Annotated in this window: 16 protein-coding genes, 1 tRNA gene and 1 other RNA gene; 5 read left to right on the plus strand and 13 right to left on the minus strand. The window is 34.0% G+C overall.

Features of this window, described 5'->3' with window-relative positions:
* Positions 1 to 448 precede the first annotated feature (448 nt).
* Positions 449 to 1,429 carry a 2-hydroxyacid dehydrogenase gene (locus J3U63_RS03405; RefSeq protein WP_267348386.1) on the plus strand — a complete coding sequence of 327 codons (981 nt, stop codon included), beginning with the start codon at positions 449 to 451 and terminating at the stop codon, positions 1,427 to 1,429.
* 64 nt (positions 1,430 to 1,493) lie between these two features.
* Positions 1,494 to 1,858: a transfer-messenger RNA gene (ssrA, locus tag J3U63_RS03410) on the plus strand.
* Between the two features lie 485 nt (positions 1,859 to 2,343).
* Here the strand turns inward: ssrA and J3U63_RS03415 are convergent.
* From J3U63_RS03415 to J3U63_RS03435, 5 genes are all read right to left on the minus strand, one after another.
* Positions 2,344 to 2,901: a hypothetical protein gene (locus J3U63_RS03415; RefSeq protein WP_220679143.1), complete on the minus strand. Its 558-nt coding sequence runs from the start codon at positions 2,899 to 2,901 to the stop codon at positions 2,344 to 2,346.
* A 3-nt stretch (positions 2,902 to 2,904) separates the two neighbouring features.
* Positions 2,905 to 3,198 (minus strand): helix-turn-helix domain-containing protein, encoded by a 294-nt coding sequence (locus tag J3U63_RS03420; RefSeq protein ID WP_267333776.1) that lies wholly within the window; start codon positions 3,196 to 3,198, stop codon positions 2,905 to 2,907.
* A 174-nt stretch (positions 3,199 to 3,372) separates the two neighbouring features.
* Positions 3,373 to 3,576 (minus strand): hypothetical protein, encoded by a 204-nt coding sequence (locus tag J3U63_RS03425; protein WP_267370433.1) that lies wholly within the window; start codon positions 3,574 to 3,576, stop codon positions 3,373 to 3,375.
* Between the two features lies 1 nt (position 3,577).
* The gene (locus J3U63_RS03430; RefSeq protein ID WP_267333778.1) at positions 3,578 to 3,805 is read right to left on the minus strand and encodes a helix-turn-helix domain-containing protein; all 228 of its coding nucleotides are present in this window, start codon (positions 3,803 to 3,805) and stop codon (positions 3,578 to 3,580) included.
* A 5-nt stretch (positions 3,806 to 3,810) separates the two neighbouring features.
* Positions 3,811 to 4,098, minus strand: a complete 288-nt coding sequence (locus J3U63_RS03435; protein ID WP_065563680.1) for a helix-turn-helix domain-containing protein — start codon at positions 4,096 to 4,098, stop codon at positions 3,811 to 3,813.
* 174 nt (positions 4,099 to 4,272) lie between these two features.
* Between J3U63_RS03435 and J3U63_RS03440 the strand changes: the two genes are divergently transcribed.
* Positions 4,273 to 4,518: a helix-turn-helix domain-containing protein gene (locus J3U63_RS03440; RefSeq protein ID WP_267333779.1), complete on the plus strand. Its 246-nt coding sequence runs from the start codon at positions 4,273 to 4,275 to the stop codon at positions 4,516 to 4,518.
* An 82-nt stretch (positions 4,519 to 4,600) separates the two neighbouring features.
* The gene (locus J3U63_RS03445) at positions 4,601 to 4,753 is read left to right on the plus strand and encodes a hypothetical protein (RefSeq protein ID WP_267370434.1); all 153 of its coding nucleotides are present in this window, start codon (positions 4,601 to 4,603) and stop codon (positions 4,751 to 4,753) included.
* A gap of 176 nt (positions 4,754 to 4,929) precedes the next feature.
* Here the strand turns inward: J3U63_RS03445 and J3U63_RS03450 are convergent, their stop codons facing one another.
* The 4 genes from J3U63_RS03450 to J3U63_RS03465 form a co-directional block, all read right to left on the minus strand.
* Positions 4,930 to 5,838, minus strand: a complete 909-nt coding sequence (locus J3U63_RS03450) for a DUF5655 domain-containing protein (protein ID WP_267370436.1) — start codon at positions 5,836 to 5,838, stop codon at positions 4,930 to 4,932.
* A gap of 602 nt (positions 5,839 to 6,440) precedes the next feature.
* The gene (locus tag J3U63_RS03455) at positions 6,441 to 7,178 is read right to left on the minus strand and encodes a carbonic anhydrase (RefSeq protein ID WP_267333784.1); all 738 of its coding nucleotides are present in this window, start codon (positions 7,176 to 7,178) and stop codon (positions 6,441 to 6,443) included.
* A 379-nt stretch (positions 7,179 to 7,557) separates the two neighbouring features.
* Entirely contained in the window at positions 7,558 to 8,289 is a 732-nt protein-coding gene (locus J3U63_RS03460) for an outer membrane protein (protein WP_267343678.1), read from the minus strand.
* Positions 8,290 to 9,338: 1,049 nt separating this feature from the next.
* Positions 9,339 to 9,414, minus strand: a tRNA-Asn gene (locus J3U63_RS03465).
* Positions 9,415 to 9,563: 149 nt separating this feature from the next.
* On the opposite strand from J3U63_RS03465, the gene J3U63_RS03470 reads away from it, so the two are divergent.
* Positions 9,564 to 10,136 (plus strand): TIGR00730 family Rossman fold protein, encoded by a 573-nt coding sequence (locus J3U63_RS03470; RefSeq protein ID WP_267370437.1) that lies wholly within the window; start codon positions 9,564 to 9,566, stop codon positions 10,134 to 10,136.
* 64 nt (positions 10,137 to 10,200) lie between these two features.
* Here J3U63_RS03470 and fruA read toward each other — a convergent pair whose 3' ends face one another.
* The 4 genes from fruA to cra form a co-directional block, all read right to left on the minus strand.
* Positions 10,201 to 11,940, minus strand: coding sequence for a PTS fructose transporter subunit IIBC (gene fruA / locus J3U63_RS03475; RefSeq protein ID WP_267370439.1), 1,740 nt, complete (start codon positions 11,938 to 11,940; stop codon positions 10,201 to 10,203).
* Between the two features lie 8 nt (positions 11,941 to 11,948).
* The gene (fruK, locus tag J3U63_RS03480) at positions 11,949 to 12,884 is read right to left on the minus strand and encodes a 1-phosphofructokinase (RefSeq protein ID WP_267333787.1); all 936 of its coding nucleotides are present in this window, start codon (positions 12,882 to 12,884) and stop codon (positions 11,949 to 11,951) included.
* A complete protein-coding gene (fruB, locus tag J3U63_RS03485) occupies positions 12,884 to 14,086 on the minus strand; it encodes a fused PTS fructose transporter subunit IIA/HPr protein (protein ID WP_267348410.1) in 1,203 nt (400 codons plus the stop codon). Before fruB ends, fruK begins: the two co-directional genes overlap by 1 nt.
* A 188-nt stretch (positions 14,087 to 14,274) precedes the next feature.
* On the minus strand, positions 14,275 to 15,303 hold the full coding sequence (gene cra, locus J3U63_RS03490) for a catabolite repressor/activator (protein WP_267333789.1): 1,029 nt from the start codon (positions 15,301 to 15,303) through the stop codon (positions 14,275 to 14,277).
* Positions 15,304 to 15,336 lie beyond the last annotated feature (33 nt).

Genomic DNA, 15,336 nt, shown 5'->3' on the forward strand with positions numbered 1-15,336 from the left:
TTTTTTAAAAAAAATTTTTTGTGTTAGTACAAAAATAAGTCAAATAATCTTACTTTTTTATCAACAATAACTTTACAGCGTTATTATGATCAGTAGCAAATCAATCAGATTATTTTCATAGTGGCTGGCAATATAAATTCTTAATGTTATTTATTTTATTTTTTGAACGATTATCGATTACTTATTCTTGTATTAACTATTTAACGGCTTTGCTTGCCTGTTACTTATTAATATTTCGATATAATTACTATACCTCATCTTTTTTTAATCAAGCTGCATTCGGTTATTATTCAAAATAAAATGTGAGTGCAAAACCATTTTTTTGCTTAAACACATCTCTAAGATTAAAATTCTTTACAAATTAACTTTTTAAGTCAATCAATTGCACAATAAAAGTGACTAGCGATATACTGGCTAAAACAATTCAAGCAGCACGTAAGGAGAGTTTATGAAAAAGAATGTTGTATTATTTAGTAAAATTCCTGCTGATCAACAAGCTAGATTAGAGCAAGCTTTTAATCTCACGCTATTTGAACGTAATCCTAATACCGATACAAAAGCCTTTATTCAAGCATTAGCAAGTGCCGACGGTATGATAGGTTCTAATATGCCAACACGCATTGATGATGAATTTTTAACCCAAACGCCAAAATTAAAAGCAGCAGCAACAATTTCGGTTGGTTACGATAACTATGATCTTAGTGCTTTAAAAAAGCATGGTGTTCGATTAATGAATACCCCGAAAGTATTGACCGAAAGCACCGCTGACCTTATTTTTACACTATTAATGGCGACCGCACGCCGAACGGTAGAGTTATCCAATCTAATTCATGATGGAAAATGGACCAAGAGCATTACACCTGAATATTTTGGCACAGATATTTATGGTAAAACCATTGGTATTTTAGGGATGGGTCGAATTGGTAAAGCGATTGCTAAACGCGCACACTGTGGCTTTGATATGAATGTCATTTACTATAACCGCTCAGCCCATCCCGATGTAGAACAAGCTTATCAAGCTAAGCGCCTAGAACTTGATGACGTGCTTAGCCAAGCAGATTTTGTGGTGATTATTCTGCCATTAACCGACCAAACCAAACGACTCATTACTAAACAAAAATTAGCTTTAATGAAACCATCAGCCATATTAATTAATGGTGCGAGAGGAGCAATTGTAGATGAGCAAGCATTAATTGAAGCATTAAAAAATAAAACGATCAAAGCTGCTGGCCTTGATGTATTTGAAGTCGAACCCCTACCAACAACTTCACCACTCATGCAGCTTGATAATGTTTTATTATCACCACATGTAGGATCAGCAACAGTTGAAACTCGCTACGCAATGGCAAAATGTGCAGTCGATAATATTATTGCCGCATTAAAAGATGAAAAACCAACCGAAAACTGGGTAAACCCCGAAGTTGGTTAACTTGTATTCCCTATTGAATTGACCTATAATGCCCCGATATTGTTTACATTAACAATTCACAATTGGGGCTGATTCTGGATTCGACGGGATTTGCGAAACCCAAGGTGCATGCCGAGGTGCGGTAGGCCTCGTAAATAAACCGCAAAAAAATAGTCGCAAACGACGAAAACTACGCACTAGCAGCTTAATAACCTGCATAGAGCCTTCTCTCCCTAGCCTCCGCTCGTAGGACGGGGATAAAGAGGAGTCAAACCCAAACGAGATCGTGTGGAAGCCTTGCTTGGGGCGGAAGCATTAAACTTAATCAAGCTAGTCTATCGGTAGCGTGTTTGTCCGCAGCAGGTAGGCGAAATTTAAAGACAAACTACGCATGTAGTACCAAGGATGTAGAGATTTCGGACGCGGGTTCAACTCCCGCCAGCTCCACCAACTATCTTCTGTCATATTTTTAAATAGCAAATACATTGAATATAAATAAAAGATTTAAAGTTTTCTTTACTATCATTAATCCCCATTAAGATCTATTAATCGCAGATAACAATAAATGTAACCTAAGTTGAATTTTGAAAGAGCGGTCAAAAATTAATTTACAGTGATGAAAGCATCAAAATACAAGATCACGATTCTTTCTCTGTTTTAATGATAAAAAATATTCTGATTATAATACTCAAGCATTAGTGACTGTACAAAGTAACATGATGGGGTCTTATTTGGTTAATTATGAACTTTCAAGACAGAATTCAGATTGAGTTCATGCTTTTATAAAAATCTCTCGCATAACGACAAAAATAAAGTCAGGCGCGCCTATAATCGTTCAACCTATTTAAAACAAGCGTAAAGAGCTGATGACTTGTTGAGGGAAACGGGTTTATGAAAACTTAAGTGCTCTATCCTATTATAGCTTTTTTAAAATATTACAGTCTCACCTGCTCATTATCTAAGTAAGTATATTTAAATTTTTCACCATATAATGATTCATAATATATGATGTAGTTAAAGCTAATTCCTTTATGAAAAAGGTATGTTTGCGCAATAGCACATTTAGGTGCTCTATTTTTTATTTTTATCAATGCCAATTCTTCATTAATAGCCATTGTGTCACCATTTCTTGGTGTCAAAATATAAAAACAACTTTCATCCAAACCGAGCTTTTGGATAGCCAGATAAAATTTAACCTCTGAATCTCCAATAATCTCCTTACCATTAACAAAAACCTCTAAATCCTTAATTATTGCAGTCCCTAACCCATTATTGATTATATATACACCAAATAACTCTTCATCCCTATTATCCGAAAAATATGAATTGATATGAGGAATAACAGAAAGGCGGTTATGTTCTCTTGTCAATGAGTTTTGTTGAAAAGTAAAGTATACGGCTATAATAGAAATCATAACGGAAAATATAGAAAGATAAGTCCCTAAATTTTTATTTGATATATTTTTCGCATTCTTTTTTTTCTGTTGAGACATAAATTAATTCTGTTTAATTAATGAATTGTTATTTTCATATTTCAAAATCATTTCAGCCAATTTATCATCTTCCGCGTACAAATAAGCTAGTGGTATATCTAAAGCTTCAGCTAATCTTCCGGCAGTATCTAAACTTGCTTCATGAACCCCTTGTTCGTACCTATTAATACGAGTACTTGCGACAAATTCATCAATTCCAGCTAATTTACCTAGTTCTTTTTGCGATAAACCACGCTCAAGTCTGATATGCTTCAATCTTAAGCAAAATATAGAACGATATTTGTTTTTATTCTTCATACAGCCTTCTGAGATGAATTGCCTAAGGTTACAATAATCGTAGATCTTACATATATCCGATACTACGTATAACGTAATTTAAAAGTACCAATAGTTGGGTGAAATAACAGCAAGGATTGCAAATAAAAACATTAATAAGTTTTCAAACTCTTCTAGCCAATCATCTGGCATAACCTACATCTCATTATACTCAGCAGCAAAATGAATAATATGTGAATATTTACTAAGTGCTTTATTGTTATACGGCAACGTAGCAAACATATCCCGACAAATATAGGCTCCATAAAGAGGAAGGTGTTGTAAAACAGAGCGATTAAAGTTATCTAAAGCTTCATCATCACAGGCTGATGAGCATATGTACCCGTATATAATTGCCATTTTATTTAATCTTTTTAATTACAGCCTCAGGATTGAGTGAAAGTAATCGAGCAATATGTACAAACTCCACCACATCTAAACGGCGTTCTCCACTTTCAACCTTGGCAATAAAAGATTGTGGCCGATTTAATGCTTGTGCTAGTTTTTCTTGGGTTATGTTTTGCTTAATTCTTGCTTCTTTCAGTGTATGAATAACAAGCTGATATTGTTCTAAATAAATTGATGTCATCACAATTATGAAGCCGTTAAACTCACAAATGCATTAGGCTTTTGCTTTTTTAGCTTGTTATATTGAATAATAAAATCGGCTAATTCATCGTCTTCAGCATAAAAATAAGCGCTAGGTACATCAAGAACTTTTGCGAGACGTTTTACAAGAGTAAAATCAGGTGAATGAACTTCATTTTCATAAGAACTAATGCGGGAACTTGCTGATTCTTCGTCTAATCCTGCTTTCACTCCAAGTTCAGTTTGTGTCAGATCTGCATTAATTCTAGCTATTTTTAATCGCTTACCAATCATGATTATTGCTACTCATCTTATATAGTTTTGATTAATAATTATCCTCTTCTTCGATTTGAATTTCGTAATGGAATGCCTTAATAAATCATGTATAACTTGAATTTTGATTTTAATTTAATCATAATTAAAGTTTTACATTAATAATTCATGTAATTGATGATTTTAGGAGGTGTTATGAATAGCAAAAAAGACTGGCATCCTGCCGATATTATTGCAGCATTGAAAAAGAAAGGAACAACGCTATCTGCGTTATCTAGACAATCTGGCTATGCACCTTCAACGCTCTCTAACGCACTTGTTCGCCCATGGACAAAAGGCGAACTGATTATTGCCAATGCATTAGGTATAGAGGCTAAACGAATTTGGCCCTCTCGTTATAGAAAGAAAATTCGGGTATTGCGAATTAAAAAATGTGAATAGAACCATCTAATATCTATTACGGAAAGATGATAAGTTCTTACCGAATTATTTAACTTTAGTTTTAAATTCACCAATTGTTCAATTGCAAGCTGAACGAGATGCGGGTGGTTCTATTATTCAGCACTGGAAACCATCCGAACAACTTTTAGAGGTTGCTAAAAAAGCGGTAGAAATAGCGATTGATTATATCAACTCATACAGTGAGTTAATACAAGAAGATATAAACTTGCACTAAACTATTTTTGTAATGTAAAAACTCAGCAGACTTGAATTTATCTGCTAAGTTTAATATCCGCATTGATTAGAAGCGTGCAAACAATAATTCACTTTGGTCATCAATAAAAGATTATTCAAGATAGTTTTGGCAGGTTTAAACGTATTATTAAGTATTTTGCTATTCAAGCAAAATACTTACAACACCTGCTTCACCAAACTCATAATATATTCTAAATTTTTAGTATCAGACACAGTTAATTCATAATCCCCCGTCGCCCAATGACCAACATTAGAAACGTCTTTTGTTAATTTTTTAGGATCGTCAAGATTGCCTTTTTTAGCATTAATCCAGATTTTTAATGATTTATTTTGTAAGTGTATAGAGACAATATTATTTTTACCTTGTTTAAATGCAATATAAAGTTTTTTAGGTGAGATTTCTAGATCTGTCGATAACGCTAAAATAGCATTCTTAAAGCTTTCATAAAGCTCTAGAACGTCATCTGATTTATCCTCTAAATGGTAGTCTTCATCATATACAACTAACTCTTTGGTTACTTTATCTAATGCCGAATCTTTCGTATGTTGCACTTGTTTAATACTTGGTGCCGACTTAGAACGTTTGATAGGGTTAATCGAAATTAAGTCATTATCAAACCGTTTAATTTCCCATAGTTCTATGGCTAAATCTTTGAAGTTAGTCGATTGTTTTTGATAGTCAGTAAACGCAGGGGAAACAAAAATAATTTTACTTTGCGACCAATCAATTTGATGACGTTTTAAATTCGCTTGGCAAGATTCATTATACTCGACAATAAAATCAGCCTGATAATCCAGCATAAGATTTAAGTAGGTCACGCCCTGATCAATAACACTAAAATTACGTTCACGTTTATATTCAATAATAACAAATGCATTCGCTTCAGTATCATAAGCTAAAGTATCAATGCGGTAATCTTTAATTTTGAATTCAGATTTTACAAAGGTTAAATTACCAATAATATCTAAATTATGTTCAAATAATGACTGGATCTCTTTTTCTAGTTTGAATGGTTTTTCTTTTAAGATAGTCAATTTTTGACTTTTATTTGTAAAAATTTGCATCATTATTTCCTAATCAATCTCATCATTTTTTATAGAATAAACGATTTCGTGTTTTTTTTCATTGTGTAAAAAAATAAAGATATTACGAATATTAACCTAATCAGCACTTAAATTGGTCTACAAAAAATTAAACTATTTTTATTCAATTAATCAATTTATTATAAAATAATTCAACCCCCGTCTGGGTCGAAGTCTCAATTAATTTCCGTGATTCATTAAAATTAGTAAATAAATTATATTGTTCTTGGACTAATTGTTAATAATGCCAAAACAAAATTTACTTATGGCATGACGAATATTGATAATGCTAGTGTATATTTAAATCTCACATTTGAATTATCAGGTAAAACGTAGACTAAAGAGTTTTCAACCAAGCAAAATGATAGTGGTGTAAAAGATGCAAATATGACTTCTGTGGTAGAATATGCTTGGGATCAGATTGCTTTAGATGTTGCCCGAGAGGTTGCAAAGCATTTATAAGTAATTTCTGTTTTTTTAATTTCGATTATGAAAAAAAATTAACAAGTTTATTTATAATAGAATCGAAAAAAATTTGTTAAAATAGGCTCTATCTAAATTCATTTGATAGAGCCATTTGGACATTAATCAACAATTACCCTTCCATTTAATGGTTGGACTGGTCGATTGTTATCATGATGCATAATTGAGTGGAACTTTTCGATTTGCTCAGCCGATGCACTGCTTTCTTGTTCTAACACAATCCATCTTACCCCTTCTGTACATGGAGGAGTTGTCAATGAACCACTAAAGCGATAAAAATCTAACCTATTTGGTAATAGAGCTTTTATATCAACAGGCTGAGTAAGCGTTGCCGTCGCTTCAACTTCGGTTGGTATTTGTTGCCAGGCTTTTGCTAATTCTGGATTCGTTTTTCCTTTATTAAACATCAGTGCAACCACAGCTAACTCACCATTCTTATTTTTATAGACAAAATGTGCTTCCATTGGGAACTGTTTGCCCTTAATTTCATTTTCACTTGGCGCATGAAAGTGGAATTGTTGTAAGGTGAAAACTTCGTTATCGATTTGTAAAGTATTACCTTCACCAACATTAACTTGAATAGTGTGACCATTATTGATAATTTCTTGCTTACCTGGTTTGAATACCAGTTTAAGTTTATCATGATGAGTTTTGAACACGTGTTCAATGTTGATAGGTGATTGGTTTTTGCCATTTTCACAAGTTGAAAATTCTGGTGATAGTTTTCCCCAATTTTCAGGTTTATCTTCACCTTCATACCCCCAATGTGAAGAATGTTCGGCAGCAGCACATGATAAACTCGTTACCATTAAAGCCGCCATGATTATGTTAAGTTTCATCTTGATTTTTCACTAGAACGTTGATTAACGAGTCTCAAATTATACGCCTCAAAAAATTGCCTTACTAGAATATACCACTAAGACTTTTTTGTTTTTTTATAAAAAAAATCTTTGACATTTTTAAAAATTAAGTTGTTAATTTGACATCAATCTTTATAGCATGAATAAAGTTCATGCTCATCATAGCCATACTTAACATTATCAGGGAATCAATAAAGAATAGAAATTTGAATTTTATTCACAATATTCTAGTCAATGCGAATAGGATTAATAGATGTAAATAATATGACGTGGGTAACCTTATACCATCTTGATTGCAAAGAAAATAATTGAACACTAAAAAAGGGCTAACGCCCTTTTTTAACTTATTGCTAATTAATTAGAAGCTATAACGTATACCTGCTAGTAAATCGACAGAACTCAATTTACCACTTGCTTTTACGCTTAATTCGTCGTCAACGTTTCTTTTTATAGAAAGTTTACCAGCATCGACATAACGTGCAGTGAAATCGATATCTAAATTATCAGCAACATTATATGCTACACCAGCAGCAACATTCCAAGCAAACTTAGTTTTTGATTTTGAAAATTGGATATAATCTTCTTCATTATCGAAATCATATTTTTCTGAATATTTATGATCTAACTTAGCAAACGCAACCCCTAGTCCTGCACCAACAAAAGGTGTAAATGCTGTACCAGTCTCAATATCATAATAACCATTCACCATAAGCGTATTCATACGCGCTTTAGTTCTTTCTTTAGAATGAAGAACATCACCATCTTCATCAATAATACTCTTATTCTTTTCTTTATCTAAATTACCACGTAACGTAAAAGACAATTCAGCTCTGACAGGAATTGCATAATCATATTTAAAGTTATAACCAAGGTTCAATGCACCAGCAAATTTTCCTTTAGAAATTGAACCTGTCTTAAATGTTTCAGTATCAACTTCATCTCCATCATCGTATTTCCACTTATCTTGAAGGCTTTTTGCTTTTAGAATACTAACCCCTAATTGACCACCTAAATAAACACCACTATTTTCAGCGTAAGCTACACTTGAGAAACAGGCAATAGCAGTTAATGCAATTAATGTTTTTTTCATTATGTTTTCCTTTGATTATTTTAATATTTTGGGGATTTGGATTATAAACTAAGCAAATCATTAAGTCTATAAATAGCGTAGAAATACTCAAAAAATTATGTACCAATTTGAATTTTTTCATAAAATAAAAAATAGCAGCTATGCTTAAACCACAATAAAATTCAAATAAATATTATCTTCAGTTTTTAATGACAGTCTCAACTTATTTCATTATCGTTGCATATAATAAAATGATCACAAATAACTTTGATAAAAATGCAATCAATGCATGGACATTGATTGATCGAATTGACTAAATTATAGTTATTCTGATGATTGCTATTGCTGGTGCAATGACGCTCTTTATTTCGCAATAATTATGGCTGTAATCAACTTAATCGCATTAAAGGAGCTTTTAATCTAAGCTTAAGAGCAATAATGGTACTTTGTAGCGTCATTGTAGTACTATATGTACTATTGTTTCCTTGGTTGTTTCCACTATTTACTTCAATAGTGAACGTAATTGATCTTGCCAGAAAACAAGTACTAATTGGATCATTATTTCAAGCGACAGCCCACCTACCTGTGGTAATTATCCTGTATATTAAGATAATCATTATTTCTCTATAGGACTATATTTAGTCTTTGTCGAAAAAATGGGAATAAATGGCATTTTTATATCTATGGCTTTCGGAAACATACTTTCATGTTTATTGTCATTTCTTTATGCTAAGAAAGCCTGAAGTCATAAAATTCAAGCCGATATTGGAATAAGTCACTTTGCTAACTATTGAATAAAGTACTGTTTCAACAATTAACCTTTGTCTTTTAGAGACAAGTCTTTATCAGTTACTCGACTATTTTTGATCGATTATTCGTTAATCTTTTAATTATTTTTGGCATAAAATTCTTTTTTATAAGAAAAATTGAAAATTTTTGCTGAACACTCATTCGTACCCCAAAAAATAATAAATTTATAGATGTATAGGGATAATAGATATACTAAAAAATATAATATATTGATTTATAACTAAATAGAGATGTATAGATATGAGTTGAAGTGAAAAAGTTGGCTCCTCCAACAGGACTTGAACCTGTGACATACGGATTAACAGTCCGCCGTTCTACCGACTGAACTATGGAGGAACACTTGACGGACAAAATATTAACCATCTATTACGTTTATGTCAATCGTTAAAACACTAAATAAAATCAATTGCTCAGCTTGTAAGCAAATTTGTCTATGTCTATGCTAAAATAAGTTAAAAATGACAAGATAGGTTAAATAAACGTTTATGAAAAAGAATATTTGTGTGTTTTGTGGTGCCAGTGAGGGCAATCGTGCCGAATATCGTGTTGCAGCTGAACAACTTGGTCAAACCATTGCTAAACAAAATAGGCGATTAATTTATGGTGGTGGCAATAAAGGGTTAATGGGGATTATTGCTAATGCCGTATTAGCTAATGGTGGTGAGGTTATTGGTGTTATTCCTGAACGTTTAGTTAAAGCCGAAACTGCGCATCATGGCATTACTCAGTTAGAAGTTGTTCAAAATATGCATCAACGCAAAGCAAGGCTTGCTGAACTAGCTGATGGTTTTATTGCGATGCCAGGTGGAACGGGCACATTAGAAGAAATTTTTGAAGTTTGGACAGCGATGCAAATAGGCTACCATGAAAAACCCGTTGCACTATTCAATAGCCAATTTTGGCAACCTCTGCTGAACTTTTTAAAGCATGCGGTACAAGAGGGGTTTATTCGAGAAAGTTTTTATAACACATTAATCGTATCAGATAATGCAACAAATATATTACAAAAAATGGATGATTTTATTGCTAAAGACCTACAGCGTTGGGTGAAAAAGTAATTATTATTCATTAAAAAGCAAAAACGCCATTTTATAATGGCGTTTTTTGTAAGTATAAAAATAATTACTGTGTAACTTCTTCGGCAACGACTTCCGGTTTTTTAATAACCGCATAAACTACACCAGCAATGATAGAGCCGACTAAGATTGACAATAAATAACCGCCAACGGGTTTAACAACGCCTGGGATTGCTAACGCAAATAACCCACCATGTGGCGTCATTAACGTTGAACCAAATGCCAATGCCATACCACCAGTGATTGCACCACCAACAATACAACAAGGGATAACACGTAACGGATCACGCGCTGCAAAAGGAATTGCCCCTTCAGAGATGAAGCATAAACCTAAAACTAAAGACGCTTTACCACTTTCTTGTTCTGCTTTAGCAAATTTTTTACGGGCTATTAAAGTAGCTAATCCCATCGCTAATGGAGGAACCATTCCACCCGCCATAACTGCAGCCATAGGTGCATAAACTTGTGAAGAAATCATACCAGTACCAAACGCATAAGCAACTTTATTAATTGGTCCACCCATATCAGTACACATCATACCACCTAATAATGCACCTAACATAATAGCATTAGCACCATTCATGGTATTTAGCCATACAGTAATAGTTTTCATTAACCATGCGATTGGCGTACCAACAACAAATTGCATAACAAGACCTGTAATTAAAGTTGCAAGTAAAGGCACAATTAGAATAGGTTTTAATGCTTCAAGCGTTTTTGGTAGTGGTAAATATCGAGTAATTAACAAGGCTAAATAACCAGCAAAATAACCAATAATAATACCACCTAAGAATCCGGCACCAGTTGAAACTGCAAGTAAACCACCAACTAGGCCAGGAGCAAGCCCTGGTCTATCAGCAATTGAGTAAGCAATATAACCAGCAAGCAATGGAACCATTAGTGAGAATGCTAAATCACCAATTTGTTTTAAATGAGGTTCTCCAACAAGCTCATTTACAAGAGTTTGTTTAACAACTTCTACGCCATTTTCAACTACAGTAACTGTTTTTAATACTTCTTGGAACTGACCAAATGCAAAAGAAAGCGCAATAATTAACCCACCTGCAACCACCATAGGTAACATATACGAAACACCGGTTAATAGATGTTTATAAACGCTCTTCTTCTCATTACTTGATTTAGCTGATGAGGTATTGGTTGTAGGTTGATAAATTGTTGCTTCTTCGAATGCTTTATCTAATTCCTGAGCGGTCTTTTTAAGAGCAGGACCAGTTTTAGTACGGTATAATTTTTTACCGGCAAATTTGCTTAAATCAACATCAATATCACATGCAGCAATAACGACATCAGCAGAAGCAACTTCTTCAGGTGTTAATTCATTCCCCACGCCAACTGATCCACGTGTTTCAACTTTACACCACCAGCCGCGTTTTTTTGCTTCTTCTTCAATGGCTTCGGCTGCCATAAATGTGTGAGCCACACCTGTTGGGCAAGCAGTAACAGCAACAATGCGTTTTATCCCTGTAGCAGAAGCTGAAGCTGTTGTCGCTGTTTGCTCATAAACTTTTGCTTTATTTGGCGCATCGTTTAATATTTGTTTCGAATTGGCAAAAACATCATCGATATGTTCAACAACATAAACTTTTTTACCCATCACTGACGTATCAGCAATTGATCCTGTACCCACTGCAACAATCACATCGGCATTTGCTGCGTTTTCAACTACATTTAAATTTAAAGCATTAGCAGCTAAAATAAGTTCAGCTTTAGCTAATCGTCCATTTACTGGACCTGTATTACTACCTTCAACAATATATATATTCATGAATACTCCTATCCAGCGTTAATTTCAATTTTGCCGAGCATATTTGTTACAGCTTGACGATCAGAAATGCCTACGCCTGCTTGTTCAACAGATAGCGCTGCAACACTTGATGCAAACACTAACGTATCTTTAATTGATTGATTAGTCATAAGACCATACATTAATCCAGCGACCATTGAGTCACCCGCACCAACTGTACTAACAACTTGGCATTTTGGGGGTTTAGCAATCCACGCTTCATTTTTTGTTACCCATAATGCACCTTTGCTACCAAGTGAGATGACCACATTTTCAATACCACTATCGATAATTTGTAAAGCAGCTGTTTTGATGTCAGTAAGCGTAGATAACTTTCGACCAACCCACATTTCAAGTTCCTTATCATTTGGTTTAATTAACCAAGGGTTGGCTTTAAGACCTGCTACTAAAGCATCACGGCTACTATCAAATACCACTTTAGGGCAAATTGCTTTAACTTGCTTCATCCATTCTGTAAACTTTTCCAGAGATACGCCAGCAGGTAAACTACCACTAATGGCAACCATATCTATATCTTTTAACCATTCTAATGAATCGGTAACGAAAGTCTGCCAATCTTGATCGTTAATCGTAAAACCAGAAAAATTTAGGTCGGTAACTTCGCTATTTTCTTCAGTTAATTTAACATTAATACGGGTGCGCCCATCAATGGTTTGAAATTTATCGACGACATTTAGTGATTTAAACAGCAAGTTAAAACCATCACGATTTTCTTTACCTAAAAAACCGCCTACCGTTAACTTAACATCCAGATCTGATAGTACTTTGGCAACATTAATCCCTTTACCAGCAGCAAGTAGTGCATTTGTCTGGACTAAATTAACATCACCAAGTTCAACTTTAGGACAAAAACCTAATAGATCATAAGCGGGATTTAATGTAATTGTTGCAACACGATAAGTCATTATTCAGTTCCCTCACCTAATCCGCTAGCAATGGCTTGACCTATGGCTTCGAGCGCTTGCTCAGCATCTTGTCCAACAGCAGTAAATTTAAGACGACTGCCTTTTTTAGCACCTAGAGCTACAATCTTCATTAAGCTGGTTGCACTTACAGGCTCACCTTTACCATCTAAATTGGCAACCGTTATTTTACTATTGAATTCTTTTACCAATTTAACTAATACAGATGATGGGCGGGTATGCAGGCCATTTTCATTATGAATAACAAATTCACGACTTAATTCATTATCATTTGATTCGGCTGCATTAGATTGAGCAAGAGTAGGGATCGATTCAACATGCTCAGAATTATTGATATCAGAACCAGAAATAAGTAGCTGACTTAATTGCTCGACATTTGCTGTTAAAAGTTGGTCTAATTTTTGTCTAAAAATCAACGATGCGATGTGATGCACAACTTCTGCAACTGAATCATCAACAACCGACATTGTTATAAGTAATTTTACAGGTTTACTATCTTCACTCAGATGACTAACTGTACGGCTAATGGCAATCGCATTTTTTAAATTACCATTTTTACTATCACTTAACCAAATCCCATTGCCTAAATAATTAGGTTTGTTATCAAGCACATCGGCAATAAAATTAGCATTCACTGCATTGTGCTGTTTTAAACGCGAAGCATTCAATGCTTGTAGGGTTGCTAGGCTATCTGCTTGAATATCTAATAACACTGAATCTTGATGAATGGTAAATTTGTTATCTTGTTGCTCTACTTTGTCAGTTAAAATAGCAATTGCTTCATCCGCTGTTTGAATTTTTTTAATTTTATCTTCAACGCCATCTTCACCAAGAACATGTGTCAATTGGCGAAGTAATTCTAAATGCTCATCAGAGCTTGCCGCAATACCAATAGCCAAGTAAGCTTTTTCACCATCATCACCCCACTCAACGCCATTTGGAAAACAAAATACCTGTACACCTGTTTTTTTCACTAAATGTCGAGTTTTTGTGGTGCCATGAGGAATCGCGATACCAATACCCAGATAGGTTGCAGCTTGCTCTTCTCGCTCTAGCATACCTTTAACATATCCATCTTCAACAAAACCTGCACTCGTTAATGCTGCGGCAATTTTTTTTATTGCTTCTTGCTTGTTAGTCGCTTGTTCATTTAAATGAATATTTTCTTTAACTAAATGAAACATAGAATAAATACCTCTGGGTTAAAATGTTGGGTTTGCTAAAATAACTCAACAATTCTAAATCCTTAATTGAATTATATTGAATCGTTTCAGCAATGATGAATACAATTAAAATATTTATCAAATAAATTATCTCTATTAATAATTAATATGTGATCTAGATCCAATTTTTTGATTAAAACTTAAAAAAGTTATTTTTTATAATCGCTCAGACAGGCTCTACCCAAGCTTCCTCTATATAGCAACCGCCTAGGAATAATGGTTGTACCAGGCTTATAACTTTGTTCACGCAAGCTTTCCATTAATAATGCGATAACAACTTGTGAAACTTCTTGATGATCTTGAGCAAGCGATATCACCTTACACGGTAAAAAATCAAGCAGTTCATGATCACCAAAAGTAGCAATCGTCAGTTGATTGGGTAGATAGCCAAATTTTTTTAAAATTGAATCAATCGCGCCTTGTAATAATGAAAAGGAGGTAGTGAAAATACCATCGGGTATATCATGCGTTTCTAACCAATGACTAAATACAATTTCGGCGTCACAGCGACTATAATTATTTGCATATAAAAAATCAACTTTATTAAACTGGTTTGCTGCAATTGATTCAAATCCTTCAAGACGTAATTGACTAACCGATAAATTAGGCAAAGCACCAATATAAACGACAGTTCCATCAACAAATTGACTAAACGTGGAGCCTAACGTTTTGGCATCTTGTTTATCAGATCCAACGATGTTTCTAAATTGATTATTGGATAATGTTCTATCTAAGGCAAATAATGGAATTTGGTTATTTTGCCAACCATCATAAAACCTATAATCTTGAGGAGACACAAACGATGAAGATATGACTAAAGCATCAACTCGCCGCTGCTGAAGATGCCTTACGCACTCTTGCTCAATACTTGGTTTATCTTCAGAACATGAAAGTAATAATTGATATCCATTTTTGCGCGCTAATTGCTCTAAGTAATTGGCAATTGTTGTATAACTACTATTTTCCAAATCAGGAATAATAATACCTATTGTGCGTGTTTTACCAGCTCTTAGTCCTGCTGCGACTTGATTTGGTTGATAGTTATGCTCTTTAACGACCGCTAAGACTTTTTCAATCGTTCTATCACTAACACGATATTTTTTTGCTTTTCCATTAATTACATAGCTAGCTGTAGTTCGAGAAACACCCGCTAACAAAGCAATTTCGTCTAATTTCATAATATAGTCTCAGCAAACATATTGTTGGCAATT

Source organism: Gilliamella sp. B2838 (assembly GCF_026536185.1).
Classification (GTDB): Bacteria; Pseudomonadota; Gammaproteobacteria; order Enterobacterales; family Orbaceae; genus Gilliamella.

Coding starts and splice junctions, on each gene's coding strand:
- J3U63_RS03440 (WP_267333779.1), top strand. CDS start 4,273: ATGAATAGCAAAAAAGACTGGCATCCTGCCGATATTATTGCAGCATTG.
- J3U63_RS03435 (WP_065563680.1), bottom strand. CDS start 4,098: ATGATTGGTAAGCGATTAAAAATAGCTAGAATTAATGCAGATCTGACA.
- fruK (WP_267333787.1), bottom strand. CDS start 12,884: ATGACTTATCGTGTTGCAACAATTACATTAAATCCCGCTTATGATCTA.
- J3U63_RS03470 (WP_267370437.1), top strand. CDS start 9,564: ATGAAAAAGAATATTTGTGTGTTTTGTGGTGCCAGTGAGGGCAATCGT.
- cra (WP_267333789.1), bottom strand. CDS start 15,303: ATGAAATTAGACGAAATTGCTTTGTTAGCGGGTGTTTCTCGAACTACA.
- J3U63_RS03455 (WP_267333784.1), bottom strand. CDS start 7,178: ATGAAACTTAACATAATCATGGCGGCTTTAATGGTAACGAGTTTATCA.
- J3U63_RS03415 (WP_220679143.1), bottom strand. CDS start 2,901: ATGTCTCAACAGAAAAAAAAGAATGCGAAAAATATATCAAATAAAAAT.
- J3U63_RS03425 (WP_267370433.1), bottom strand. CDS start 3,576: ATGGCAATTATATACGGGTACATATGCTCATCAGCCTGTGATGATGAA.
- J3U63_RS03430 (WP_267333778.1), bottom strand. CDS start 3,805: ATGACATCAATTTATTTAGAACAATATCAGCTTGTTATTCATACACTG.
- J3U63_RS03420 (WP_267333776.1), bottom strand. CDS start 3,198: ATGAAGAATAAAAACAAATATCGTTCTATATTTTGCTTAAGATTGAAG.
- fruA (WP_267370439.1), bottom strand. CDS start 11,940: ATGAATATATATATTGTTGAAGGTAGTAATACAGGTCCAGTAAATGGA.
- J3U63_RS03460 (WP_267343678.1), bottom strand. CDS start 8,289: ATGAAAAAAACATTAATTGCATTAACTGCTATTGCCTGTTTCTCAAGT.
- fruB (WP_267348410.1), bottom strand. CDS start 14,086: ATGTTTCATTTAGTTAAAGAAAATATTCATTTAAATGAACAAGCGACT.
- J3U63_RS03405 (WP_267348386.1), top strand. CDS start 449: ATGAAAAAGAATGTTGTATTATTTAGTAAAATTCCTGCTGATCAACAA.
- J3U63_RS03450 (WP_267370436.1), bottom strand. CDS start 5,838: ATGCAAATTTTTACAAATAAAAGTCAAAAATTGACTATCTTAAAAGAA.